We start from the raw sequence: 24193 nt of genomic DNA on the forward strand, positions 1-24193 counted from the left end.
CGCACCGCGAGGGCGTTGGGAGACACGGGGGTGCCCATGACGCGCACTGACGAAGAGATCTACGGCCCCGGCACCGGCGGTCTGATCGACCGGGAAGGCCTGCCCGCCTGGCTCGACCCGGTGGACCGGGCCGCGCGCGCGGTCCGGCCCGAGCAGCTGAGCAGCTTCCTGCCGCCCGAGAGCGGCGCGGGCCGCCAGTCCGCCGTGCTCGTCCTCTTCGGTGAGGGGGAGCGCGGGCCCGAGCTGCTCCTCATGGAGCGCGCCGGAAGCCTCCGTTCCCACGCCGGCCAGCCGTCCTTCCCGGGCGGCGCCCTCGATCCGGAGGACGGGGCCCCGGCCGACGGCGGCCTGATCCGCGCCGCGCTGCGCGAGGCGGAGGAGGAGACCGGCCTCGACCCGGCCGGCGTCCAGATCTTCGGCGTACTGCCCCAGCTCTACATCCCGGTGAGCGGCTTCGTCGTCACCCCGGTCCTCGGCTGGTGGCGCGCCCCCAGCCCGGTCGGGGTCGTCGACCCCGCCGAGACGGCCCGGGTCTTCACCGTCCCCGTGGCGGATCTCACGGACCCGGCGAACCGGGCCACCGCCGTGCACCCGCGTGGCCACGCGGGCCCCGCCTTCCTCGTCGCATCCGCCCTGGTCTGGGGTTTTACCGCCGGAGTCATCGACCGGCTGCTCCACTACGCGGGCTGGGAGCGCCCCTGGGACCGCACGAGACAGGTCCCGCTCGACTGGCGCTCATGACAGGCTGACCCACGGGCGAGACAGGCCGATGACGGGCGACCGGCGACCGGAACGAATCTGCGAGGCTATTGACGGTGAACGTGCTGGACATCTTGTTGCTGCTCGCCGCCGTGTGGTTCGCGATCATCGGGTACCGCCAGGGCTTCGTGGTCGGCATCCTGTCGGTCATCGGTTTTCTCGGCGGCGGTCTGCTCGCCGTCCTGCTGCTTCCCGTCGTCTGGGACCAGCTGACGGACAACAGCGAGGTGTCGACCACGGCGACGGTCGTCTTCGTGATGGTCGTCATCATCTGCGCCTCCGTCGGCCAGGCCTTCACCACCCACCTCGGCAACGGACTCCGGCGGTACATCACCTGGTCACCGGCGCGCGCGCTCGACGCCACCGGCGGCGCGCTCGTGAACGTGGTCGCGATGCTGCTCGTGGCCTGGCTGCTCGGCTCCCTCCTCGCCCAGACCTCGCTGCCCACCGTGGGCAAGGAGGTGCGCGGCTCCAAGGTGCTGCTCGGGGTGAACGAGGTGATGCCGGATCAGGCCTCGCGCTGGTTCGACGACTTCAGCTCGACCCTCTCGCGCAACGGTTTCCCGCAGGTGTTCAGCCCGTTCGCCGACGAGCCCATCACCAAGGTCCTGCCGCCGGACCCGGCCCTCGCGGGCAGCCCCGTCGCCGCCCGCGCCAAGCGGTCCATCGTCAAGGTCGTCGGTACGGCCCAGAGCTGCGGCAAGGTCCTCGAAGGCACCGGGTTCGTCTTCGACGAGCGCAGGGTCATGACCAACGCCCACGTGGTCGGAGGCGTGGACGAGCCGACCGTCCAGATAGGCGGCGAGGGCAGGCTGTACGACGCCAAGGTCGTCCTCTACGACTGGCGGCGGGACATCGCCGTCCTGGACGTGCCCGACCTCGACGCGGCCCCGCTGCGGTTCGCCGAGGAGGACGCGCGCAGCGGTGACGGCGCGATCGTCGCCGGATTCCCCGAGAACGGCGCGTACGACGTGCGGTCGGCCCGCGTCCGGGGCCGGATCAGCCCGACGGGACCGGACATCTACCGGCGTGACGAGGTGCGCAGGGAGGTGTACTCGCTGTACGCGACGGTCCGCCAGGGCAATTCCGGGGGGCCGCTGCTCACCACGGACGGCGAGGTGTACGGCGTGATCTTCGCGCGCTCGCTCGACGACGTGAACACCGGTTACGCGCTGACCGTGGACGAGATCCGCGAGGACATCGAGCGTGGCCGCAGCGCCGTGCAGCAGGTCGACACGCAGGGCTGCGCCCTGTAGAGGTCCACCCCGGGCGGGGCGCCGCGCCAGGAGGGCCCGGCGTCCGAGTGGCCAGGTGGCCCGCGTCCGGTGGCTCGGTCTCAGTCGCGCGGATGCCTCAGCCGGGCCGACACCCAGCGGGCACGGCGGCGCAGCATGCGCGAGATACCGACGTCTTGCGCGGAGTACGCGGGACCCGGCTCCGGGGGCCCACCCCTCTCGCGGGAGCCCGGCGCCGTTGCCGAGCGGCGTTCGCGTGCCGTGTCACCGTAGTCGTGCGTCCAGCCCATACCTCGACGTGTGCCCGGGCCCCGAGGTCGGTAACCTCCCCGGCGCCCGCCAATTGGAGTATGCGCCGGGCACATGGCCGTTCGTCGCACGCGTGTGCGTGGCCGAAAGGTGACAGCCGGTCAGCGGTCCGGTTCGGGGTCCTTCAGCCAGTTGACGAGCTCGGCCGTGAACGCGACCGGGTCCTCCTCGTGGGGAAAGTGCCCGAGGCCGTCGAACAGCCGCCAGCGGTACGGCGCCTCCACGTACTGCCCCGAGCCCGCCGCGCTGCGGGTCCGCATCACGGGGTCCGTCGAACCGTGCAGGTGCAGCGTGGGAACCCGTACCGGCCGCTTCATCCGCCGGTTGAACTGGATGCCGTCCGGGCGGGCCAGCGAGCGCACCATCCAGCGGTACGGCTCGATGGAGCAGTGCGCCGTCGACGGCACCAGCATCGCCCGCCGGTAGGTCTCCACGGCCTCCTCGTCCACGGGCTTCGGCCCTGACCAGTCGCGGATCAGCTCGCCCACCAGGGCGGCGTCGTCCGCGACCAGCTGACGCTCCGGCAGCCACGGCCGCTGGAAGCCCCAGATGTGGGAGCCCGCCCGCGACTGCGCGAAGTCGGACAGCATCGCGGAGCGCCAGCGGCGCGGGTGCGGCATGGAGGAGACGACGAGCCGGCGCACCAGTTTCGGCCGCATGACCGCCGCCGTCCAGGCCAGATAACCGCCCATGTCGTGGCCGACGAGCGCCGCGTCCGGTTCGCCGAGCGAGCGGATGACACCGGTGACGTCCAGGGCCAGGTTGGCCGGGTCGTAACCCCGGGGCGTGCGGTCGCTGCCGCCGACCCCGCGCAGGTCCATCGCCACGGCCCGGAATCCGGCCTCGGCGAGCGCCGGCAGCTGGTGGCGCCAGGTCCACCAGAACTGCGGGAAACCGTGCAGCAGCAACACCAGCGGGCCGTCCCCCATCTCCGCGATGTGGAAACGCGCGCCGTTGGCGGCCACGTCGCGGTGGGTCCAGGGCCCGTCGAGCCGTACGGGCCCGCCGTTGCCGTTGCTCTCGGGAAGGGTCATACGGACGAGCGTGCCACAGACTCGGCCTTCTCCAGGGCGGTCCGGGGCGCGGGGCGCGGGTGCGGCTTCACGTTGCCCATGATCGCCGCCGTCTTCTTGGCGGAGGCGATGGACTTCTCCGGCGGCTTGACCTTGCGGAACTTCGCGTACGCGACCGTGCCGAGCAGCAGCGCCAGGAGCACGTTCGCGGCGAAGGACAGCAGGAAGCACACCGACAGGTGCCAGTGGCTCCAGGCCTGGATGCCGTACGCCAGCGCGAAGCTCAGCAGCGGCAGCGAGAACAGCAGCACCGCCGCGGCGGCGATGCCGGCCCCGCCGCCGATGGCCCCGCGCTTGACGTCCTGTCGGATCTCCGCCTTGGCCAGGGCGATCTCGTCGTGCACCAGCGCGGACATCTCGGCGGTCGCCGAGGCGACCAGCTGACCGAGGCTGCGCTCGGTTCCGTCGAACGGGTCGCTCATCGCTGATCCCTCTCCTCGTCCTCGTCTACGGTCCGACTCAGATCATGCCGGACGGTCGCCCTCATCGCGCGACGCCCCGCCAGTCGGGCGCGCTGCCGGTGTTCCGCGGCCTTCTTCTCGTAGATCTCGGCCATCCGGAGGTGGTACTCCGGGTTGTCCTGCTCGTACATGTCGGGGATGCCGTCCTGGTCGTCGTCGCGGGTCTCCTCGGCGTAGAGCGCCTGGTACTTCCGGACCCGCAGCTTCAGCAGGACCGAGGCGAGGACGGCCGCGATGAGCGAGCCGGCCAGGACCGCGGCCTTCACCTCGTCGGTGAGCTCCGCGTCGCCCGCGAAGGCGAGTTCGCCGATGAGCAGGGAGACGGTGAAGCCGATGCCGGCGAGGGAGGCGACGGCGAAGACGTCCGGCCAGGCCAGGTCCGAGTTGAGCTCGGCCCGGGTGAAGCGGGCGGCGAGCCAGGTGCCGCCGAAGATGCCGATCACCTTGCCGACGACGAGGCCGAGGACGACGCCGAGGGTGACGGGCTGGGTGAAGACGTCGCGCAGGGCCCCGCCGGACACGCTGACACCGGCGGAGAAGAGGGCGAACATCGGGACGGCGAAACCGGCGGAGAGCGGCCGGACCAGGTGCTCGATGTGCTGGCCGGGGGAGTCCGCCTCGCCGTCCCGGGTGGAGCAGCGCAGCATCAGCCCCATGGCGACACCGGCGATGGTGGCGTGGACGCCGCTGTTGTACATCAGGCCCCAGATGACCAGGGCGAGGGGGACGTACACGTACCAGCCGCGGACCTCCTTGCGGAGCAGCACCCAGAAGAGGACCAGTCCGGCGACGGCGCCGCCGAGCGCGGCGAAGTTCAGGTCGCCGGTGAAGAAGACGGCGATGATCAGGATCGCGAAGAGGTCGTCGACGACGGCGAGGGTGAGGAGGAAGGCGCGGAGCGCGGACGGCAGCGAGGTGCCGATCACGGCGAGGACGGCGAGCGCGAAGGCGATGTCGGTCGCGGTGGGCACGGCCCAGCCGTCGAGCGGGCCGCCGCCCGCGGTGTTGACCAGGACGTAGACGAGCGCGGGCGCGACCATGCCGCAGAGGGCGGCGATGACCGGCAGCAGAGCGGCCTTCGGGTCGCGGAGTTCGCCCGCGACGAGCTCGCGCTTGAGCTCGATGCCGGCGACGAAGAAGAAGACCGCGAGGAGTCCGTCGGCGGCCCAGTGCTGGACGGACAGGTCCAGGTGGAGGGAGGCGGGTCCGAAGTGGAAGTCCCGTACGGACGCGTAGCTGTCACCGGCCGGGCTGTTGGCCCAGACGAGCGCGACGACCGCGGCGAGGAGCAGCAGCACGCCGCCGACGGTCTCCGTGCGCAGGGCGTCGGCGAGGTAGCGGCTCTCGGGGAGCGGGAGACGGCCGAGGAAGGTGCGGCCGCCGGTGCCGCTGTCACCGGTCCGGGTGCTGCCGCCGGGGCGGTCGTCACGGTCGTCACGGTCGGTGGGTGAGGGCGCGGCCACGGGGGAGAACCTCCGGTCGGGTGGGCAGGGCGAAGCACATGCCGACCAGACTTCCCGGCGCACCTAGGTCTTGCGTCGCGCCGCGGACGATCTTCCGGTGTCGTCACGGGCGCGATCTTTACCCTACCTAACGAGCCCCGGGTGTGCCCGGCGAGGTTCACTTTAGGGAGATCTGCGGCGTTCGTCCCCTTGAGAGGGCAGGGGTACGGGGCGGTGGTGGACGCGCGGGGGCCCGCCCCGGTGGCCGTGCCAGGTCCGGGGCGGGCCCCACAGGGTGTGCCGGACTCAGTCCTCGGCGGCCGCCGACGGCAGCTGGTTCTGGATGAGGGCCATCACGGAGGAGTCGGTCAGGGTGGTGACGTCACCCAGCTCGCGGTTCTCCGCCACGTCCCGCAGCAGACGCCGCATGATCTTGCCCGAGCGGGTCTTCGGCAGCTCCGCCACCGGCAGGATCCGCTTCGGCTTGGCGATCGGGCCGAGCGTGGCACCCACGTGGTTGCGCAGCTCGGCGACGAGGTTCTCGCCCTCGCTCGCCGTCCCGCGCAGGATGACGAAGGCGACGATGGCCTGGCCGGTGGTCTCGTCGGCGGCGCCGACCACCGCCGCCTCGGCGACGGAGGGGTGGGAGACGAGCGCCGACTCGACCTCCGTGGTCGAGATGTTGTGGCCCGAGACGAGCATGACGTCGTCCACCCGGCCGAGGAGCCAGATGTCACCGTCCTCGTCCTTCTTGGCGCCGTCGCCCGCGAAGTACCTGCCCTCGAAGCGCGACCAGTACGTGTCGATGAAGCGCTGGTCGTCGCCCCAGATCGTGCGGAGCATCGACGGCCACGGCTCGGTCAGGACCAGGTAGCCGCCGCCCCCGTTCGGGACCTCGTTCGCCTCGTCGTCCACGACGGTCGCGGAGATGCCCGGCAGCGGACGCTGGGCGGAACCCGGCTTGGTCTCGGTGACGCCCGGCAGCGGCGAGATCATCATCGCGCCGGTCTCGGTCTGCCACCAGGTGTCCACGATCGGGGTCTTGCCGGCGCCGATGTGCTCCCGGTACCAGACCCAGGCCTCGGGGTTGATCGGCTCGCCGACCGAGCCCAGCACCCGGAGGCTGGAGAGGTCGAACTTCGCGGGGATGTCGTCGCCCCACTTCATGAACGTGCGGATGGCGGTCGGCGCCGTGTAGAGGATGGTGACGCCGTACTTCTGCACGATCTCCCAGAACCGGCCCTGGTGCGGGGTGTCGGGGGTGCCCTCGTACATGACCTGCGTCGCTCCGTTGGCGAGCGGGCCGTAGACGATGTACGAGTGGCCGGTGACCCAGCCGATGTCGGCGGTGCACCAGTAGACGTCGGTCTCCGGCTTCAGGTCGAAGACGGCGTGGTGGGTGTAGGCCGCCTGGGTGAGGTAGCCGCCGGAGGTGTGCAGGATGCCCTTCGGCTTCCCCGTGGTGCCGGAGGTGTAGAGGATGAACAGCGGGTGCTCGGCCGGGAAGGCCTCCGGGGTGTGCTCGGTGGACTGGCGGGCGACGAAGTCGTCCCACCACACGTCACGGCCCTCGGTGAAGGCGGTCTCCTGTCCGGTGCGGCGGACCACGAGGACGTGCTCGACGTCCGGGCACTTGGTGAGGGCCTCGTCGATGGCGGGCTTGAGCGCGCTCGGCTTGCCGCGCCGGTAGCCGCCGTCGGCGGTGACGACCAGCTTGGCGTCGGCGTCCTGGATGCGGGAGGCCACGGCGTCGGCGGAGAAGCCGCCGAAGACCACCGAGTGGGCGGCGCCGACGCGGGCGCAGGCCAGCATCGTGATGGCCGCCTCGGGGATCATCGGCAGGTAGACGGCGACCCGGTCGCCCTTGCGGACGCCCAGTTCCGTCAGCGCGTTGGCGGCCTTGGAGACCTCGTCCTTGAGCTCGGCGTAGGTGATCGCACGGCTGTCACCGGGCTCGCCCTCGAAGTGGAGGGCGACGCGGTCGCCGTGCCCGGCCTCGACGTGCCGGTCGACGCAGTTGTACGCCACGTTCAGCTCGCCGTCGGCGAACCACTTGGCGAAGGGCGGGTTCGACCAGTCGAGGATCTCGGTCGGTTCGGTGGCCCAGGTCAGGCGCTTGGCCTGCTCGGCCCAGAAGCCCAGCCTGTCCGCCGCGGCCTGCTCGTACGCCTCCGCCGTCACGTTGGCGTGCGCGGCCAGCTCGGCGGGCGGCGCGAATCGGCGTTCTTCCTTGAGCAGGTTGGCCAGGCTCTCGTTGCTCACGACATCTCCCTTTCCCAGGGCGTCCTCTGTGCGTATGTGTCCCGCGTCATAGCTCATCAGGCGGATGCCCGGGTGACAAGAGTCTCCAGCCAATTGGTTTAGACCTGTGAGCGTGCCGCGTGCGGTGGCCCCTTCGTCCCGAGCGGAGGGAGAAGGGGCCACACACTCTCACGGACGGCGTGACCGGCCGGTTCAGCCGCGCGGCGGCGAGGTGGGTGGGGGTGGGGGAGTCCTGGGTACGCGAGGGGGCCCGGGCGCGGGCGGGGCGCGGGCGCGGTGGCCCGCGCCGGTTCAGGAGGCTCGGGCCGGTTCCAGGACCGTCGGCGGGACCTGGACGAAGACGGCCTCACCGGGCCCGGACGTGCCGCCGGACTCCGTACCGTCCGGCTCCGTGGCTCTCGGTTCCGTACCGCGTGATCGCGTATCGCCCGACTCCGTGAGCAGGTAGGCCTGGGCCTCGCCCACGTGGAAGTACATGCCCTGCAGGGTGAGGCTGCCGTCGGCCAGGCGCCGCGCCACCGACTCGTACGCCCGCAGGTGCTCCAGCTGCTGGACCACGTTGGTCAGGCACAGTTGCTCGACCGCGTCGGCCGGCGGGCGGCCGGCGATCCGGGGCTCGACGGGATGGCGGCTCGCCATCCGCTCCAGGCTCGGCCGGCCGTGCCGCAGCCAGCGGTGCAGCGGGGACGGCGGGGCCGGAGGGTTCAGGGGGTCGTCGGGCGCGGCGCTCAGGAGGGCCTGCATCGCGCCGCAGCCGGAATGGCCGCAGACCGTGATCGACTCGACCCGCAGCACCTCCACCGCGTACTCGATCGCGGCGGCCACCGAGTCGTCCCCGCTCTCCTCGCCGGGGAGCGGGACGAGGTTCCCGACGTTCCGCACGGTGAAGAGGTCGCCCGGGCCGCTCGCGGTGATCATGCTGGTGACCAGGCGGGAGTCGGCGCAGGTGAGGAAGAGCTGCGACGGCCGCTGCCCCTCGCGGGCGAGCCGGGCGAGTTCGCCGCGGACCAGCGGGGCGGTGTTCCGCTGGAACGTGCCGATCCCGGTCGCCAGCTGATGCCGCGTCGGGGACGGTCGCGGACCCTTCGGGCCCTCCCGTTCGGCCGGCTCGGGCTGTCCGCACTGGTGGTTGTGCCAGGGGGTCCAGGGGCGGCAGCAGGGCTGCGTGGCGGCGGAACCCGGCTCACCGATCCGGCCGCCGGAACGCCCGGCCAGTTCCACGGTGCCGCCGTGCGCCTGGTGGCCGGAGATCCAGTCGTTCAGCGTCTCGTACGCGGCGTGGTCCATGAAGGAGCCGTCGAGCTCCACCACCACGTCGGAACCGGCCGGAACCTGGTGCAGCGCCCGGCTCAGCCGCGGAACGGCCAGGAAGGTCAACTGCCCGCGGACCCGCAGAAGCTGCTGCCCGTCCCGCTCCTCGCGCGTGATGCGCGTCCGGGCGAGGCGGTGCAGGGAGACCGCCACGGCCACGGCGATGCCGAGGGCCACGCCCTCCAGGATGCCGACGAGGACGACGCCGGTCAGCGTCACGGCGTACACGACCACCTCGCGGTGCCGGGTGACCGTGCGGATGTGCGTGATGCTCACCATCTGCACGCCGACCACCATGACCAGGGCGGCGAGGGCGGGCAGCGGGATGAGGTCGATCAGCGGCACGAGCAGGAGGGAGGCGAGCACCACCCACAGGCCGTGGAGCATGGTGGAGGCCCGGCTGACCGCGCCCGCCGAGACGTTGGCGACGCTGCGGACCGCGACACCGGCCACCGGCAGGCCACCGAGGGCGCCGGAGACGATGTTGGCCGCGCCCTGGCCCCGCAGTTCGCGGTCGAGGTCCGAGCGGGGGATGCCGAGCCCGCGGTCCTCGCGGGCGGCGATCAGCTTGTCGACCGCGACCGCCGACAGCAGCGACTGCACGCTGGTGACCAGGGTGATGGTGAGGACGCCGGCCGCGATGCCGAGGACGGGGCCCTCGGGCAGGCCGGGCAGGGCGTGGCTGCTCCACGACGGCAGGTCGACGCGGGGGACGGCGAGGCCGGCCACGACCGCGACGGCCGTCGCGCCGGCCACGGAGACCAGGGCGGCCGGAACGGCGCGGACGCGGCGGCCGATCCGGCCGGGCAGCCGGGGCCAGGCCAGCAGAACCGCCACCGTGAGGCCGCTGATCACGAGGGCCGCGGCGTCGGCGTTCGCCAACTGGGCGGGCAGCCCGGTCGCGTTGGCGACGGTGGAACTCTGCGGGGTGCCGCCCAGGACGATGTGGAGCTGGGCGAGGGCGATGGTGACACCGATGCCGCCGAGCATGCCGTGCACGATCGCGGGTGAGACGGCGAGCGCGGACCGGGCCACGCGCAGGGCGGAGAGGGCCAGTTGGCTCAGTCCGGCCAGGACCGTGATGGCGCAGGTGGTGCGCCAGCCGTACCGCTGGATGAGTTCGGCGGTGACGACGGTGAGGCCGGCGGCGGGGCCGCTGACCTGGAGCGGTGCGCCGCCGAACCGGCCGGCGACGATGCCTCCCACGGCGGCGGCGACCAGGCCCGCCTGGAGCGGGGCTCCGGTGGCGAGCGCGATGCCGAGGGAGAGCGGCAGGGCGATGAGGAAGACGGCCACCGACGCGGACAGGTCGGCGCCGGCGACGCGGAAGCGGCGCGGTCCGCCCGGCGGGCTGTGGGGCCGCTGGACTTCCGGGCGGGTCGTGGTGCGGGCAGGGGTGCAGAGGGTCATTCCCGTCTCCTCCGGGGCAGCGCTTTCGCGGCTCGTACGGGGTGTTGCGGCGGGATCGTCCGTGCGGGTCCTCCCGACGGAGGATCAACGCTGGGTAATGGAATCGTAATGGAGAGTAAAGACAGGAGCGGGATGTTCGGGGCAAATAGGGCAATGGTTCACCTGTTCCAGTGAACCGGTATGACTTCTCCGCTTGTCGTTTCATCTCTCTGGCCGCCGTGATGCGACGTTGACGCCGCTCGCAACAGGGGCTCCGTGCCCCGAGGCTCAGAGGAGAGGTGGGCGGATGTCAGCCGCCGGAAGAAGGTCTACGGCCCGAAGGACCACTGCCCGAAGGACGGCTGCCGGACGGACGGCCGCCGCGCGTACGACTGCCGGGGGTGCGGCCGTCGCCGTGCCCCGGAACACCGCCCCCGCCGCCCGCCGGGCCACGGTCCGGCGCAGGGCGCTCGCCGCCGGCGCCCTCGCCGCCGCGCTGGTCACCGGACTCGCCGGCTGCTCGGGCTCCGGCGACACCGGCGCCGGGCCCGCGCAGGGCGGCGCCGGTGCCAAGAAGGGCCCGGCCCCCGCTCCGCAGAGCCCGGTGCGCCTGATCGGCGACGGGTCCACCGCCTACACCGGCGCGCAGCCCCACCAGCCGGCGTGGCGGAAGCTCAAGCCCGGCGAGGCCCCGCCCCAGTTCGTGGTCTTCTCCTGGGACGGAGCGGGCGAGGACAGCCAGAAACTCTTCTCCCACTTCCGCAAGGTCGGCAAGAAGTACGACGCCACCATGACGTACTTCCTGAGCGGCGTGTACCTGCTGCCCGAGGACAAGCGGGCCCTCTACGAACCGCCCCGGCACGCCAGTGGCCGCTCCGACATCGGCTTCAACGACGTCGAGGGCATCCGCGCCACCGTCCGCGAGCTCCGCGGTGCCTGGCTCGAGGGCAACGAGATCGGCACCCACTTCAACGGCCACTTCTGCGGCAAGGAGGGCGGTGTCGGCACCTGGTCGGTGGAGGAGTGGAAGAGCGAGATCAACCAGGCCAAGTCCTTCGTCAAGAACTGGAAGACGAACGCCGGCCTGCGCGCCGAGCAGCCGCTCCCCTTCGACTACGACAAGGAACTCGTCGGCGCCCGCACCCCCTGCCTGGAAGGCCGCGAGAACTTCGTCCGGGCGGCGGCGCAGATGGGCTTCCGCTACGACACGAGCGGCGTCAACGACCAGATCTGGCCCGAGAAGGAGCAGGGCCTGTGGGACCTCTCCATGCATCTCGTGCCGGTCCCCGGCCGCGCCTTCCAGACCTTGTCCATGGACTACAACTTCCTGGTCAACCAGTCCCCCGGGACGACCCAGGGCGACCCCTCCATGCACCGGTACTGGGGCGACCAGATGCGGGACGGCCTCGTGCAGGCCTTCGAGCGGTCGTACCGGGGCAACAGGGCGCCGGTGATCATCGGCAACCACTTCGAGTCCTGGAACGGCGGCACGTACATGCGGGCCATCGAGGAGACCATCGCCACCGTGTGCGTGCAGAAGGACGTCGAGTGCGTCTCCTTCCGCCAGCTCGCGGACTGGCTGGACGCCCAGGACCCGGAGGTCATCGCCAAGATGCGGACGCTGAAGGTGGGTGAGGCCCCGCCCGGCGGCTGGAAGGCCTTCCTCGCCCCGCAGCCGGCGGCCCCCGTCGCCCCGGCGGCTCCCGCGGGCGCCCCTGCCGCCCAGCCGGCCGTACGGCCCTGATCCCGTACGGCCCTGATCCCGTACGGCCCTGATCCCGTACCGAGCGGGGCCCGGCTCCGGGCCCCGCTCGGCCGTGCGTCAGCTGGGCTGCGGAACGGCCAGGCGCTCGTCGAGGACGAAGCCGGGGTCGACCTGCGCCGCCAGGTCGGCCCCGGTCTTCGCGTTGCCCCAGCTCTCGGCGTTGCGCAGGTGGAAGTGGACCATCTGGCTCGTGTACCGCTTCCAGTCACGGTGGGCGTACGAGGCGTCCGCCGTCTCGCGCAGGGTCCGCAGGGCCGCCCGGTTCTCGGCCTCGAGGTGAGCGAACAGCGGCGGCCGGCCCTTCTCCATGGCCCGCACCCAGTCCGAGTGCCCCACCGTGACCAGCAGGTCGTCGCCGACCTCCTGGCGCAGGAAGTCGACGTCGTCGGGGCCCTGCACCTTGTTGCCGACGACCTTCAGGGCGACGCCGAAGTCCCGGGCGTACTCCTTGTACTGGCGGTACACGGACACGCCCTTCCGGGTCGGCTCGGCCACCAGGAAGGTCATGTCGAACCGGGTGAACATGCCGGAGGCGAAGGAGTCCGAGCCCGCCGTCATGTCGACGACCACGTACTCGTCGGGCCCGTCCACCAGGTGGTTCAGGCACAGCTCCACCGCGCCGACCTTCGAGTGGTAGCAGGCCACCCCGAGGTCCGACTCCGTGAACGGGCCGGTCGCCATCAGGCGGATCTCGCCGTCGTCGAGCCGTACGGGCCGGGCGCACGCCTCGTAGACGGGGTTGTCCTCGCGGACCCGCAGCAGGCGCGAGCCCTCCCCGGGCGGAGTCGTCTTGATCATCGTGTCGGCGGAGACGATCCGCGGGTTGGAACCCCTCAGGTACTCCTTGATGAGGGGCAGATGGGCGCCCATCGCGGGCAGCGCGGCCGCTTCCCCCTCGGAGAGGCCGAGCGCGGCGCCCAAGTGCTGGTTGATGTCGGCGTCGACGGCGACGACCGGGGAGGCGGAGGCGGCGAGATGGCGGATGAAGAGGGAGGACAGCGTCGTCTTGCCACTGCCGCCCTTCCCGACGAAAGCGATCTTCATGTTCACCTACGGTAGCGGTACGACTGCGCGGGGTGGTGGGAGCGCGTGAAGAAGACCACTCCTTCGTGGGGCGGGCCGCTCGGGCGCGTAGCCTCCCTACTTATGAGTACGCACGCCTCTGACCCCTTGGCCGCGCTCGGCTCCCTGCCCGGCGTCGCCGACGCGGTGGACTCCGTACGCAAGGCCGTCGACCGGGTCTACGGCCACCGCGTGATGCGGCGCCGCAGCAACGAGATCTCCTCCGAGGCGGCGCTGCGCGGGGCGCGCGGCTCGGCCGCCCTCTCGGGCGCGGACTGGGCTCTGGAGGAGGTCCGGCGGCGCACCGACTTCAGCGCCGACCCGGAGGCCCGCACGGTCGGTGCCGCGCTCCGGTTGAGTGCCGAGGCGGGGCAGCTTCTCTCCATCTGGCGCCAGTCGCCGCTGCGGGTGCTCGCCCGTCTCCACCTGGTCGCGGCGGGCGAACAGCTCGACTCGGTGGGCCGGCCCCGACTGGACGGCGAAGCGGTCGACGAGCCGCTCGTCGAGGCCCCGCTGCCGACGCCCGCCGAGGTCGCCGCCCGGCTCGACGGCCTGGCGGAACTGATCGTGGCGGGCGGCGACGCCCCCGCCCTGGTGACCTCCGCCGTGGTGCACGGTGAACTGCTGGCGCTGCGGCCGTTCACCTCGCACAACGGGCTCGTCGCGCGGGCGGCGGAGCGCATCGTCCTGGTCGGCAGCGGTCTCGACCCGAAGGCGATCTGCCCGGCCGAGGTCGGCCACGCGGAGCAGGGCCGGGCGGCGTACCTGGCCGCCTTCGAGGGGTATCTCTCGGGGACTCCCGAGGGCGTCGGAGCCTGGATCGCGCACTGCGGCCGCTCGGTGGAGCTGGGGGTCCGTGAGTCGACGGCGGTCTGCGAGGCGCTTCAGCGCGGCGCCGCCTGACGGCCCCCTGACAAGGGTTGCGGCGGTACCGAGGAGCGGTACCGCCGCTGGCACGTCCACCCAGTTACCAAGCGTCCTCGATATGTGCCCATCAGGCGGGGAACTTTGCCCTTCGCCTGGTGCGGCTGGCCCGTAATCGACGGGTCGACGTCGCGTGGGTGCCAGGTTTCTGTGCTCAGGTCCGTGGGGCCTTCATGCTCAACAGGTGATCCTCTCGGATGTCCCAGGTCTCGCGGGCCTGATTCCTTTCTACTCCTGTCCCGGTGGAAGCGAAAGTGCTGACTCCACTTCTTTGCCTCGGGGCCTTCGGGGGCCACATTTCCCCCGCCCGGCGGGTGCGTGCCGGCCCGGTCGGGCGCCGGGCGTGCCGGGCCGGCCGGCCCGTCGGTGGGGTGTCAGGGGGCGACGAGCGCCGCCGCCTGACGGCGGCGCGAGGCGTACCAGACGAGCCCGGCCGTCGCCGCCGCCGCACCGACGGCCGCCGCGGCGACCAGGGCGGGACGGGGAGGCATCCGGAACGCGGGAAGCCGCTGCTTGAGCCGTACCGGCTTCTCGAAGGCGAGCACCGGCCACTCCCGGGCGGCCGCCTCCCGGCGCAGCGTCCGGTCGGGGTTGACCGCGAACGGGTGCCCCACCGCCTCCAGCATGGGGATGTCGGTCGCGGAGTCGCTGTACGCGTAACAGCGGGAAAGGTCGTACCCCTCCGACTCCGCGAGCTCCCGGACGGCCTCCGCCTTCGTCGGGCCGTAGGCGTAGTACTCCACCTCGCCGGTGAAGCAGCCGTCCTCGCCGACGACCATCCGGGTGGCGACGACCCGGTCGGCGCCCAGCATCTCGCCGATCGGCTCGACCACCTCGGCGCCCGAGGTCGAGACGATCACGACATCACGGCCCGCGGCGTGATGCCCCTCGATGAGGGAGGCCGCCTCGTCGTAGATGATCGGGTCGATCAGATCGTGCAGGGTCTCGGCGACGAGCTCTTTGACCTGTGCGACGTTCCATCCTTTGCAGAGCACGGAAAGGTATTCGCGCATCCGCTCCATCTGGTCGTGATCGGCTCCGCCCGCGAGGAAGACGAACTGGATGTACGCCGTCCGCAGGGCGGCGCGGCGGCTGATCAGTCCGCCCCGGTAGAAGGACTTGCTGAAGGTAAGCGTCGATGACTTCGCAATGACCGTCTTGTCCAGGTCAAAGAAGGCGGCTGTGCGCGGCAAGGAGTGGTTTTCCACAAGCCCGAGCATAGGTGCCCGCCATTCGGCGTACCCTCCTGCGTGTGGGTTTGCCTGAGAGGGCTCTCGGGTACACCATGGAAGTCACGGATCGTTCGCGACCGTGCTAACCCGGACCGGCTCCTCCCCCCCCGAGTCGGCCGGAGAGACGACCCCCGCTCTCCCCCCCGGCGGGGGTCGTCGCATGTCCGGAGCCGTTTTGGCTCTCATTTTCATCCTCTTTCTCCCTTCGCCAGCGTGGCCGGCCGCCGCCCGCCCCTGCGGCAGTCGAACCCTTCGGTCGCTACACACGGTAATCGTCGGGTCGCGGTCCGGACAGCCCCCGAAGGGGTGGCCGAGATATTCACAGGCCTGTGGTTATCCACAGTTTTTTGGTGGGATCGGGAAGATTTTCCCCAGGGCCCCATGGTGATTCCAGCCGCGAAGTCCGCGGCGTCGGGAATCACCTGAGGGGTGTCGCGTCATGGAACAGACCAGGGCCGAGACGGCGGAGGCCGCCGCGCCGAGCGCGGTCGCGGCGAGCCGGGAAGAGCCACGCGGGACCGGGCCGCTGATCGTCACGGAGGACCTCGAGCTCCTCGACGACCTGTTGCGGCTGTGCGCGGCCGCCGGAGCGGACCCCGAGGTGCACCACGGGGTCCCGGAGCGCAGGACGGACTGGACCGACCCGCCGCTCGTCCTGGTCGGCGAGGACGCGGCCGTCCGCTGCCGGGGCGCGGTGCGCCGGCCCGGCGTCGTCCTCGTCGGCCGGGAGCCGGACGAGCCGGTGGTGTGGCGGCTGGCCGTCGAGATCGGGGCCGACAGCGTCCTGCGGCTTCCCGAGGCCGAGAACGTCCTCGTGGACCGCATCGCGGACGCTGCCGAGGGCGTGGTCCGCCAGGCACTGACGGTCGGGGTCGTCGGCGGGCGCGGCGGTGCCGGGGCGTCCACCCTCGCCTGCGGTCTCGCGCTCGCCGCCGCCCGCACCGGCCGCCGCACCCTCCTCGTGGACGCCGACCCGCTCGGCGGAGGGCTCGACGTACTGCTCGGCGGCGAGCGGGAGGGAGGCCGCAGGTGGCCCGACTTCGCCGCCTCGAAGGGGCGCCTGGCCGGCGGCGCCCTGGAGGAGTCGCTTCCGGCGGTCCGCGGGGTCCGGTTGCTCAGCTGGGGCCGGGAGCCGGCCGCCGCCGTGGCGCCGGAGGCCGTGCGGTCCGTCCTCGCCGCGGCCCGGCGGCGCGGCGGGGTCGTCGTGATCGACCTGCCGCGCGGCGCCGACGAGGCCACCGCCGAGGCGCTGGCCCAGCTCGACCTCGGTCTGCTGGTCGTCCCGGGCGAGTTGCGGGCCGTCGCCGCCGCGCACCGGGTCGCATCGACCCTCCGTTCCGTCGTCCGTGACCTGCGGGCCGTGGTCCGCGGCCCGTACGCGGTGGGACTCGACGACCGGTGGGTCTCCGAGGCCCTGCGGCTGCCACTCGCCGGGGAACTCCCCTACGACCCGGGAGTGGTGGCGGACCAGGACGTGGGCGCGCCACCCGGCGCCGAACCACGTGGCCCCCTCGCCCGGTTCTGCTCCGCCTTCTGGGACCGGGCGCTCACCCCCGGCGGTGCGCGATGACCGGGGCGGAAGGGCTCACCGGCGGGAGTCAGGGCGGCGGAGCAGGGCTGCTCGACGCCGTGCGGCAGCGTCTCGCCGCGAGCGGAGCGGAACCCACACCGGCCCGCGTGGCGGCGGCGCTCCGGGCCCAGGGCCGGCTCCTCGGCGACGCGGAAGTGCTCGGTGCGGCCGAACAGTTACGACGGGAGCTCATCGGCACGGGCCCGCTGGAACCCCTGCTCGCCGACCCCCGGGTCACCGACGTGCTGGTCTCGGCGCCCGACCGGGTCTGGGTGGACCGGGGCGCCGGGCTCGAACGGGCGCCGGTGTCCTTCCCCGACGCCGGTGCCGTCCGCAGGCTCGCCCAGCGGCTGGCGGCCGTCGCCGGGCGCAGGCTCGACGACGCACGGCCCTGGGTGGACGCGCGGTTGCCCGACGGGACGCGCATGCACGCCGTGCTGCCGCCCGTCGCGGTCGGCTCGACCTGCCTGTCGCTGCGGGTGATGCGGCCCCGCGCCTTCTCCCTGGAGGAGCTCGTCGAGGCGGGCACCGTGCCGCCCGGTGGCGCCGCGATCCTGCGCGCCTTGATCGAAGCGCGGGTCTCGTACCTGGTCAGCGGTGGTACGGGTACCGGCAAGACCACACTGCTCGCCACCCTGCTCGGGCTGGTGGGTGACCGGGAGCGGATCGTGCTCGCCGAGGACTCCGCCGAGCTGCGGCCCGACCACCCGCATGTGGTCCGCCTGGAGGCGCGACCGGCGAACCAGGAGGGCGCTGGACTCGTCACCTTGCGGGACCTGGTCCGGCAGGCGCTGCGGATGCGGCCCGACCGGCTGGTGGTCGGCGAGGTCCGCGGCGGTGAGGCCGTCGATCTGCTCGCGGCCCTCAACACCGGTCACGAGGGCGGCTGCGGAACGCTCCACGCCAATACGGCGGCGGACGTGCCGGCCCGCCTGGAGGCCCTGGGTACGGCCGCCGGGCTCGACCGGGCCGCTCTGCACAGCCAGTTGGGTGCCGGGCTGTCGGCCGTCCTGCACCTCGTACGGGACCGGGACGGGCGGCGGCGGATCGCCGAGGTCCACGTCCTGGAGCGGGACCGGGAAGGGCTCGTGCGCACGGTGCCCGCGCTGCGGTGGACCGCTACCGGTTTCGCGCGCGAGCGGGGCTGGACACGGTTGAGCGCGCTGATCGGAGGGGCCGGTGGTGACCGTGACGACCGGTGAGGCGGCCCGAGCGGGGCTGACCGTGGTGGCGGCCCTCTGCGTGGCGCTGGTCCTGTGGTGGGAGGTGGAGCGACGGCGCGGGCTGCGCAGGCTGCGCGGAGTGCTCGCCCTCGCCACGCCCGGTCCGCCGGGCGGCACGGTGGTCGGGGGAAGGGGCGCGCCGTGGGCGGCGGCCCTGCGGGACTGGGGCCGGGCGCGCGAGCACCGAGCATGGTTGTGCCTCCCCGTGGCCGTGGTCGTCGCCGTCCTGGGCGCGTCACCGTTGCCGCTGCTCCTCGGCGCCGTGGCCGTGCCGCTGTTGCGGCGCCGCCTGCGGACGGCCGCGCTCCGCAGGGAGAAGGAGGTGCGGGCGGGGCGTGTGGTGGACCTGTGTGCCGTGGCTGCGGGCGAGCTGAGAGCCGGATGGCAGCCGGTGCGGGCCCTGGAGTTCGCGGCCCGGCAGTCCGGCGCCCTGGGTGACCACGAGGCGAGCGTCCTGGCGGCGGCCCGGTTCGGCGGCGACGTGCCGGAGGCACTGCGCGGCGCGGCCCGCGCGGACGGTGCGGGAGGGCTCGCGGGACTCGCCGCCTGCTGGCAGGTGGCCGTGGACGGCGGCGCGGGTCTCGCCGCCGGCCTGGACCGGCTGGAAGGAGCGCTCCGCGACCACCACGAGCAGCGCGAACGGCTGCGGTCCGAACTCGCCGGCGCCTGGGCCACCGTGGCGGTCCTGGCCGTCCTCCCGGCGGCGGGGCTGGCCCTGGGCACCGCACTGGGCGCCGATCCCCTGTGGGTGCTGCTCCACACCCCGGCCGGGCTCGGCTGCCTCGCCGTGGGCGGCGCCCTGGAAGCGGCCGGTCTCTGGTGGGCCGCGCGGATCGTCCGGGGAGGTGAGCGGCCGTGACACCCACGACCACCCAGCAGGCCGGGGTGCTGGCCGTGCTGCTCCTCCTGGTCGGGGAGGCCCTGTACGAGATGGCGCGCGAGCGGCGGGCGCGCCGCGGCCGGCGGCGGCTCGGGTCCCTGCTCGGTGCACCGGCGGAGCGGCTGCGGCGCCCGGCGCGACCACCGCGCCCACGCGTGCCCTCGTGGGCGGCGGGAGGAGTGGTGGCGCTCCTGGCCGCGGCGGCGGGGTGGGCGCTTGCGGGTCCGCTCGCCGCCCTCGTCGCCGCGGGCCTGGCCCTGGGCGTGGCGCGGCTGCGCGCGGCGGGGCGCCGCAGGGCTCGAAGAGCGGCGGCCGACGAGGAGGTGGCCCGCCACCTCCCGCTGGCCGCCGACCTGCTGGCGGCCTGCGCGGCGGCCGGAGCGGGACCGGCCGAGGCGGCCCTGGCCGTGGGCCGGTCCATGGGCGGACCGCTGGGCGAACGCCTGACCAGAACCGCCGCCGAACTCCGCCTCGGTGGCGAACCGGCCGAGGTGTGGCGGAGGTTCGGCGCGACACCGGGCGCCGAGGGGCTCGCCCGCTGCATGGAGCGGGCGGGGGCGTCGGGAGCGCCCGCCGCCGAGGCCGTCGCCCGGCACGCGGCGGGCCTGCGGGCCGCCCGGGCCCGTACGGCGGCTGCCCGGGCCCGCCGGGCGCAGGTCCTGATCAGCGCGCCCGTGGGGCTCTGTTTCCTGCCCGCCTTCCTCGCGGTGGGAGTGGCGCCGGTGGTGATCGGCCTGGCGACGGAGCTCATGGCGCGGTGAACACGACGGCACGACACGCGGCACGACGACGAACCGCACGACCGCACGACACACGACACACGACGGGACAAGGAGAGCGGGATGACGAACGGCATGAGGGCACGGGTACGGCAGTGGGCGCGGGGATGGTGGCGTGCCCGGCGGGCGGCGGCGCGGTCCGACGCCGGCATGACGACGTCCGAGTACGCGATGGGGACGATCGCGGCCGCGGGGTTCGCGGCCGTGCTGTACAAGATCGTCACCAGTGGGGGAGTGTCCGGGGCCCTGGAATCGGTGATCGGGAAGGCGCTCGATGCGCCGTTCTGACCGGGGGTTCGTGACCGTGGAGGCGGCACTGGTCCTGCCGGTGCTGGCCCTCTTCACGGTGGCCCTTCTGTGGGGCCTGGCGGCCGCCGCCGCGCAGATCCGGTGCGTGGACGCGGCCCGAGCCGGGGCGCGGGCGGTGGCCCGCTCGGAACCGGTGGCCTCCGCCGAGGAGGCGGCACGGGCCGCCGCTCCCGGGGGCGCCCGGGTCACGGTCACTCGTGCGGGTGATCTGTGGCGGGTGTCGGTGGAGGCGGCGGCCCCCGGGCCGGGCGGCATGGGGCTCACCCTCCGCGCCGGCGCGGCGGCCCTCGCCGAGGACGCGCCCTACGGAGCCCCCTCATGAGGGCGCGCCGGGGCGACCGGGGTTCGGCGACGGTGTGGACGGCGTTCGCGGCCTGCGCGCTGTGCCTCGTGTTCGGGGCGGTGCTCGCGCTGGGGCAGGCGGTCACCGCCCGGCACCGGGCGGGCGCCGCGGCCGACCTGGCCGCCCTCGCCGCGGCCGACCGTGCCCTGTGGGGCGAGGCGGAGGCGTGCGCGGTGGCCACCCGGGTCGCCGAGGCCCAGGGTGCCGGGCTGGTGCGGTGCGAGGTGCGGGGCGAGGTCGCCGAGGTGACCGCCCGGGTGGCGGGTGGACCGTACGCGCCCGAGGTCAGGTCCCGTGCCGGCCCCGCCGGCCCTCCGCCGGGCCTTCCGGCTCCGCCGGGGCCGGGGGTTCCCGGCCCTCCTCCGGCGGGGACGCCGGAGGGTCCTGCGGGGCCGCGCGGAGGAGTTCCGTGAGGAGGCGGACGGCGCCCCGTTTGTGGAGCGGGTCGTTGCCGTTGCCGCACTTGGGGGACTGGATGCAGGAGGGGCAGCCGGCCTCGCACTCGCAGGCGGCGATGGCCTCGCGCGTGGCCGTGAGCCAGGCGCGGGCCGTGTGGAAAGCCCGCTCCGCGAAGCCCGCCCCGCCCGGGTGCCCGTCGTACACGAAGACGGTCGGCAGCAGCGTGTCGGGATGGAGGGGCACCGAGACCCCGCCGATGTCCCAGCGGTCGCAGGTGGCGAACAGCGGCAGCATGCCGATGGAGGCGTGCTCGGCGGCGTGCAGGGCGCCCCCGAGGATCTTCGGGGTGATCCGGGCGGCGTCGAGCTGGTCCTCGGTCACCGTCCACCACACGGCCCGGGTGCGCAGGGTGCGGGGCGGCAGGTCGAGTTTGGTCTCGCCGAGCACCTCGCCGGTGATCAGGCGGCGGCGCAGGAAGGAGACGACCTGGTTGGTGACCTCGACGGAGCCGTAGCAGAGCCGGCCGTCCCCCCACGGGATCTCCGTGTCGGTCTCCAGGACGGTGATGGAGGTGGTGTCGCGGGCGGTGGTGGAGTACGGCGGGACGGCCTCCTCGACGAGGGCGACGGAATCCTTGAGGTCCAGCTCCCGTACCAGGTAGGTGCGGCCCTGGTGGAGGTGGACGGCACCCTCGTGGACGGCGGCGTGCGAGGCCGCCTCGTCGACCGTTCCGAGGAGACGGCCGGTACCGGCCTCCACGATCCGTACGGGGCTGCCGCCGCCGCCCCGGATGTCGGTGAGGTCGGCGGCCCGCTCGCGGCGGGTCCAGTACCAGCCCGCGGACCGGCGGCGCAGCAGCCCGGCGGACTCCAGCTGCGGCAGCAGTCCGGGGGCCGCTGGGCCGAAGAGGGCCAGGTCTCCTTCGGTCAGCGGCAGCTCGGCCGCCGCCGCGCACAGATGGGGGGCGAGGACGTAGGGATTGTCGGGGTCCAGGACGGTCGACTCGACCGGCTGGTCGAAGATCGCCTCCGGGTGGTGGACCAGGAAGGTGTCCAGTGGGTCGTCCCGGGCCACGAGGATCGCGAGCGCGCCCTCGCCCGAGCGGCCGGCCCGGCCCGCCTGCTGCCACAGGGAGGCGCGGGTGCCGGGGTAGCCGGCGATCAGGACGGCGTCGAGGCCGGAGACGTCCACGCCCAGTTCCAGGGCGGTCGTGGCGGCCAGGCCGAGGAGCTCGCCGGAGTGCAGGGCCTGCTCCAGGGCGCGCCGCTCCTCGGGCAGGTAGCCACCGCGGTAGGCGGCGACCCGGCGGGCCAGGGCACGGTCGGTCTCGGCGAGCCGTTCCTGCGTGATCACCGAGATCAGCTCGGCGCCGCGCCGGGAGCGGACGAAGGCGACCGTGCGGACCCGCTGGCGGGTGAGGTCGGTCAGCAGGTCGGCGGTCTCGGCCGTGGCCGTGCGCCGGACCGGCGCGCCGCGCTCGCCGTGCAGCTCGGTGAGCGGCGGCTCCCACAGGGCGAAGACCATCTCGCCGCGCGGGGAGGCGTCGTCGGCGACCTCGACGACGTCCAGGCCGGTGAGCCGGTGGGCGGCGCGCGCGGGGTCGGCGGAGGTGGCGGAGGCGAGGAGGAAGACCGGCTCGGAGCCGTACCGGGCGCAGATCCGGCGCAGTCGCCGCAGGACCTGGGCGACGTGCGAGCCGAAGACGCCCCGGTAGGTGTGGCACTCGTCGACGACCACGTAGCGCAGGGCGCGCAGGAAGGAGGCCCACCGGGGGTGGGAGGGGAGTATGCCCCGGTGCAGCATGTCGGGGTTGGTGAGCACGTGATTGGCGTACTGCCGGACCCATTCGCGTTCCTCCACCGGCGTGTCCCCGTCGTAGACGGCGGGACGGATCCGGTTGCCGAGCGGGGCGGCCAGTTCCCGCACGGCGCGCCGCTGGTCGGCGGCGAGGGCCTTGGTGGGGGACAGGTACAGGGAGGTCGCGCCGCGTCCGTTGGGGGCTTCCGAGCCGTCCAGGAGGGTGGAGAGGACCGGGGCGAGGTAGGCCAGCGACTTGCCGGAGGCGGTTCCTGTGGCGATCACCACGGAACGGCCGTCCAGGGCGTGCTCGGCGGCCTCCGCCTGGTGGGCCCACGGATGGCCGATCCCGGCCTCTTGAATCGCGGCGATCACCTCGGGCCGGATCCGGTCCGGCCAGACGGCATGCCGGCCCTCCCGGGCGGGCATGTGCTCCGTATGAGTGATGCGCGAGGCCCGGCTCTCCCCCGAGGAGAGACGGCCGAGGACCGTGCCGGGGGAGGGGCGCTTGCCCGTGTCCCCGGCGGGACGACTGGGGCGGTGATTCTTGGCCATCGGCACCGAGTGTGTCACTGCCATGACGGACAATGCCTCCAAGGCGTCGTGCATGGCTGCTGGTAAGTGATTGAATGCCATCGCGGCTGGCGATCAGTCCTCTGGCTCCGACCGGGAGACCCGAGGGGGCAATCGCCCGATAGCAAGGTGCTGGAGGATCCGTGGACCTGTCCCTGTCGACTCGCACTGTGACCGGCGTTGGTGGCGACCGTACGGTCGTCGAGGTCGGTGGCGAGATTGATGTGTATACCGCGCCCAAGCTGCGCGAGCAGTTGGTCGAGTTGGTGAACGACGGCAGCTACCACCTGGTTGTCGACATGGAGGGCGTGGACTTCCTCGACTCCACCGGCCTCGGTGTGCTCGTCGGCGGCCTGAAGCGCGTCCGCGCGCACGAGGGGTCGCTGCGTCTGGTCTGCAACCAGGAGCGCATTCTGAAGATTTTCCGGATCACGGGTCTCACCAAGGTGTTCCCGATCCACACCTCGGTCGACGAGGCCGTCAACGCGGTCGACTGACCGGGGGGATCCCATGGCCACCGTTGAACTCCGCTTCAGCGCCCAGCCCGAGCACGTCCGTACGGCCCGCCTGGTGGCCGCCGCGGTCGCCCGTCGGGCCGGGGTGAACGAGGCGGTCCTCGACGAGGTGCGGCTCGCCGTCGGCGAGGCCTGTTCCCGCGCGGTGGGTCTGCACCGGAGCAACGGCGTCACCACGCCCATCCGGGTCGTGCTGACCGAGGAGGAGAAGGCGTTCTCCATCGAGGTCGGCGACGAGGTGCCCGGTGCGGGGGTGGCGGCGGCCGACGCCGTCGGTGTGCCCGGCGCGCGTTCCGCGGCTCCGGCCGAGGACTTCGACGACGCGGACGGCGAGGACGAGATGGGGCTCGCGGTCATCCGCGGTCTCGTCGACGACGTCGAGGTGTCCGCCGGCGAGGACGGCGGCACCATCCGGATGACCTGGCCGACGAGCCCGGCGGACATCCTGTCCTGACGAGCCCGACGCGACGCGCCCACGCGGCCGTCCCGTCGAGCGCGTGAAGAGGCCCTGCGTGCAGGGCCTCTTTCGCATGCCGCCGCGCCGGGGCGAGCCGCGCCCGTCACACCGATAGACCGTCCTC

At 73.3% G+C, this 24193-nt stretch carries 21 protein-coding genes and 1 pseudogene; 13 read left to right on the top strand and 9 right to left on the bottom strand.

Features of this window, described 5'->3' with window-relative positions:
* Positions 1-36: 36 nt before the first annotated feature.
* Both ABTY40_RS04400 and ABTY40_RS04405 read left to right on the top strand, forming a co-directional pair.
* Complete coding sequence (locus tag ABTY40_RS04400; protein ID WP_352058089.1) at positions 37-741, top strand: NUDIX hydrolase; 705 nt, start codon at positions 37-39, stop codon at positions 739-741.
* Between the two features lie 74 nt (positions 742-815).
* On the top strand, positions 816-2015 hold the full coding sequence (locus ABTY40_RS04405; protein WP_352058090.1) for a MarP family serine protease: 1200 nt from the start codon (positions 816-818) through the stop codon (positions 2013-2015).
* Positions 2016-2095: 80 nt separating this feature from the next.
* Here the strand turns inward: ABTY40_RS04405 and ABTY40_RS04410 are convergent, their stop codons facing one another.
* The 6 genes from ABTY40_RS04410 to ABTY40_RS04435 all read right to left on the bottom strand — a co-directional run bounded on the left by ABTY40_RS04410 (position 2096) and on the right by ABTY40_RS04435 (position 10262).
* The gene (locus tag ABTY40_RS04410; RefSeq protein ID WP_345279904.1) at positions 2096-2284 is read right to left on the bottom strand and encodes a hypothetical protein; all 189 of its coding nucleotides are present in this window, start codon (positions 2282-2284) and stop codon (positions 2096-2098) included.
* A gap of 120 nt (positions 2285-2404) precedes the next feature.
* Positions 2405-3337 (bottom strand): alpha/beta fold hydrolase, encoded by a 933-nt coding sequence (locus ABTY40_RS04415; RefSeq protein WP_352058091.1) that lies wholly within the window; start codon positions 3335-3337, stop codon positions 2405-2407.
* Complete coding sequence (locus ABTY40_RS04420; protein ID WP_352058092.1) at positions 3334-3798, bottom strand: phage holin family protein; 465 nt, start codon at positions 3796-3798, stop codon at positions 3334-3336. Before ABTY40_RS04420 ends, ABTY40_RS04415 begins: the two co-directional genes overlap by 4 nt.
* A complete protein-coding gene (gene nhaA, locus ABTY40_RS04425) occupies positions 3795-5300 on the bottom strand; it encodes a Na+/H+ antiporter NhaA (protein WP_352058093.1) in 1506 nt (501 codons plus the stop codon). The genes ABTY40_RS04420 and nhaA overlap by 4 nt, the downstream gene beginning before the upstream one ends.
* A 285-nt stretch (positions 5301-5585) precedes the next feature.
* The gene (gene acs, locus ABTY40_RS04430) at positions 5586-7541 is read right to left on the bottom strand and encodes an acetate--CoA ligase (RefSeq protein WP_352058094.1); all 1956 of its coding nucleotides are present in this window, start codon (positions 7539-7541) and stop codon (positions 5586-5588) included.
* A 291-nt stretch (positions 7542-7832) separates the two neighbouring features.
* On the bottom strand, positions 7833-10262 hold the full coding sequence (locus tag ABTY40_RS04435; protein WP_352058095.1) for a SulP family inorganic anion transporter: 2430 nt from the start codon (positions 10260-10262) through the stop codon (positions 7833-7835).
* Positions 10263-10656: 394 nt separating this feature from the next.
* On the opposite strand from ABTY40_RS04435, the gene ABTY40_RS04440 reads away from it, so the two are divergent.
* Positions 10657-11985 carry a polysaccharide deacetylase family protein gene (locus tag ABTY40_RS04440; RefSeq protein ID WP_352058096.1) on the top strand — a complete coding sequence of 443 codons (1329 nt, stop codon included), beginning with the start codon at positions 10657-10659 and terminating at the stop codon, positions 11983-11985.
* Between the two features lie 78 nt (positions 11986-12063).
* On the opposite strand, the gene ABTY40_RS04445 is transcribed toward ABTY40_RS04440, so the two are convergent.
* Positions 12064-13050: an ATP-binding protein gene (locus ABTY40_RS04445; protein WP_352058097.1), complete on the bottom strand. Its 987-nt coding sequence runs from the start codon at positions 13048-13050 to the stop codon at positions 12064-12066.
* A gap of 102 nt (positions 13051-13152) precedes the next feature.
* Here ABTY40_RS04445 and ABTY40_RS04450 point away from each other — a divergent pair, with 102 nt between their 5' ends.
* Positions 13153-13971 (top strand): Fic family protein, encoded by an 819-nt coding sequence (locus ABTY40_RS04450; RefSeq protein WP_352058098.1) that lies wholly within the window; start codon positions 13153-13155, stop codon positions 13969-13971.
* A 395-nt stretch (positions 13972-14366) separates the two neighbouring features.
* Here the strand turns inward: ABTY40_RS04450 and ABTY40_RS04455 are convergent, their stop codons facing one another.
* Complete coding sequence (locus tag ABTY40_RS04455; protein WP_352058099.1) at positions 14367-15212, bottom strand: HAD family hydrolase; 846 nt, start codon at positions 15210-15212, stop codon at positions 14367-14369.
* Between the two features lie 451 nt (positions 15213-15663).
* Between ABTY40_RS04455 and ssd the strand changes: the two genes are divergently transcribed.
* The 7 genes and pseudogenes from ssd to ABTY40_RS04490 all read left to right on the top strand — a co-directional run.
* Positions 15664-16794 (top strand): septum site-determining protein Ssd, encoded by a 1131-nt coding sequence (gene ssd / locus ABTY40_RS04460; protein ID WP_352058100.1) that lies wholly within the window; start codon positions 15664-15666, stop codon positions 16792-16794.
* Complete coding sequence (locus tag ABTY40_RS04465; protein WP_352058101.1) at positions 16791-17996, top strand: TadA family conjugal transfer-associated ATPase; 1206 nt, start codon at positions 16791-16793, stop codon at positions 17994-17996. Before ssd ends, ABTY40_RS04465 begins: the two co-directional genes overlap by 4 nt.
* Positions 17977-18876 carry a type II secretion system F family protein gene (locus ABTY40_RS04470; RefSeq protein ID WP_352058102.1) on the top strand — a complete coding sequence of 300 codons (900 nt, stop codon included), beginning with the start codon at positions 17977-17979 and terminating at the stop codon, positions 18874-18876. The genes ABTY40_RS04465 and ABTY40_RS04470 overlap by 20 nt, the downstream gene beginning before the upstream one ends.
* Positions 18873-19658, top strand: a complete 786-nt coding sequence (locus ABTY40_RS04475; RefSeq protein ID WP_502990488.1) for a type II secretion system F family protein — start codon at positions 18873-18875, stop codon at positions 19656-19658. The genes ABTY40_RS04470 and ABTY40_RS04475 overlap by 4 nt, the downstream gene beginning before the upstream one ends.
* An 81-nt stretch (positions 19659-19739) precedes the next feature.
* Positions 19740-19964, top strand: coding sequence for a DUF4244 domain-containing protein (locus ABTY40_RS04480; RefSeq protein ID WP_352058103.1), 225 nt, complete (start codon positions 19740-19742; stop codon positions 19962-19964).
* Positions 19951-20307: a TadE family type IV pilus minor pilin gene (locus ABTY40_RS04485; RefSeq protein WP_352058104.1), complete on the top strand. Its 357-nt coding sequence runs from the start codon at positions 19951-19953 to the stop codon at positions 20305-20307. The genes ABTY40_RS04480 and ABTY40_RS04485 overlap by 14 nt, the downstream gene beginning before the upstream one ends.
* Positions 20304-20573 (top strand): annotated as a pseudogene (locus tag ABTY40_RS04490) (Rv3654c family TadE-like protein); the annotation flags it as partial. The gene ABTY40_RS04485 and the pseudogene ABTY40_RS04490, both read left to right, overlap by 4 nt.
* Positions 20574-20613: 40 nt before the next feature.
* Here ABTY40_RS04490 and ABTY40_RS04495 read toward each other — a convergent pair.
* The gene (locus ABTY40_RS04495; protein WP_352058105.1) at positions 20614-23160 is read right to left on the bottom strand and encodes a DEAD/DEAH box helicase; all 2547 of its coding nucleotides are present in this window, start codon (positions 23158-23160) and stop codon (positions 20614-20616) included.
* 80 nt (positions 23161-23240) lie between these two features.
* On the opposite strand from ABTY40_RS04495, the gene ABTY40_RS04500 reads away from it, so the two are divergent.
* Together ABTY40_RS04500 and ABTY40_RS04505 are read left to right on the top strand one after the other, a co-directional pair.
* The gene (locus ABTY40_RS04500) at positions 23241-23594 is read left to right on the top strand and encodes an STAS domain-containing protein (RefSeq protein ID WP_309049367.1); all 354 of its coding nucleotides are present in this window, start codon (positions 23241-23243) and stop codon (positions 23592-23594) included.
* Positions 23595-23607: 13 nt separating this feature from the next.
* Positions 23608-24066 (top strand): ATP-binding protein, encoded by a 459-nt coding sequence (locus ABTY40_RS04505; protein ID WP_345279871.1) that lies wholly within the window; start codon positions 23608-23610, stop codon positions 24064-24066.
* Positions 24067-24193 lie beyond the last annotated feature (127 nt).

This window comes from Streptomyces sp. NPDC126503, from assembly GCF_040302405.1.
GTDB classification, from domain to species: domain Bacteria; phylum Actinomycetota; class Actinomycetes; order Streptomycetales; family Streptomycetaceae; genus Streptomyces; species Streptomyces gulbargensis.

Bases quoted from the DNA above. Each gene is read 5' to 3' on its own strand.
- ABTY40_RS04400 (WP_352058089.1), top strand. From the start codon at position 37: ATGACGCGCACTGACGAAGAGATCTACGGCCCCGGCACCGGCGGTCTG.
- ABTY40_RS04410 (WP_345279904.1), bottom strand. From the start codon at position 2,284: ATGGGCTGGACGCACGACTACGGTGACACGGCACGCGAACGCCGCTCG.
- ABTY40_RS04415 (WP_352058091.1), bottom strand. From the start codon at position 3,337: ATGACCCTTCCCGAGAGCAACGGCAACGGCGGGCCCGTACGGCTCGAC.
- ABTY40_RS04420 (WP_352058092.1), bottom strand. From the start codon at position 3,798: ATGAGCGACCCGTTCGACGGAACCGAGCGCAGCCTCGGTCAGCTGGTC.
- ABTY40_RS04435 (WP_352058095.1), bottom strand. From the start codon at position 10,262: ATGACCCTCTGCACCCCTGCCCGCACCACGACCCGCCCGGAAGTCCAG.
- ABTY40_RS04445 (WP_352058097.1), bottom strand. From the start codon at position 13,050: ATGAAGATCGCTTTCGTCGGGAAGGGCGGCAGTGGCAAGACGACGCTG.
- ABTY40_RS04450 (WP_352058098.1), top strand. From the start codon at position 13,153: ATGAGTACGCACGCCTCTGACCCCTTGGCCGCGCTCGGCTCCCTGCCC.
- ABTY40_RS04455 (WP_352058099.1), bottom strand. From the start codon at position 15,212: ATGCTCGGGCTTGTGGAAAACCACTCCTTGCCGCGCACAGCCGCCTTC.
- ssd (WP_352058100.1), top strand. From the start codon at position 15,664: ATGGAACAGACCAGGGCCGAGACGGCGGAGGCCGCCGCGCCGAGCGCG.
- ABTY40_RS04465 (WP_352058101.1), top strand. From the start codon at position 16,791: ATGACCGGGGCGGAAGGGCTCACCGGCGGGAGTCAGGGCGGCGGAGCA.
- ABTY40_RS04480 (WP_352058103.1), top strand. From the start codon at position 19,740: ATGACGAACGGCATGAGGGCACGGGTACGGCAGTGGGCGCGGGGATGG.
- ABTY40_RS04485 (WP_352058104.1), top strand. From the start codon at position 19,951: ATGCGCCGTTCTGACCGGGGGTTCGTGACCGTGGAGGCGGCACTGGTC.
- ABTY40_RS04495 (WP_352058105.1), bottom strand. From the start codon at position 23,160: ATGGCATTCAATCACTTACCAGCAGCCATGCACGACGCCTTGGAGGCA.
- ABTY40_RS04505 (WP_345279871.1), top strand. From the start codon at position 23,608: ATGGCCACCGTTGAACTCCGCTTCAGCGCCCAGCCCGAGCACGTCCGT.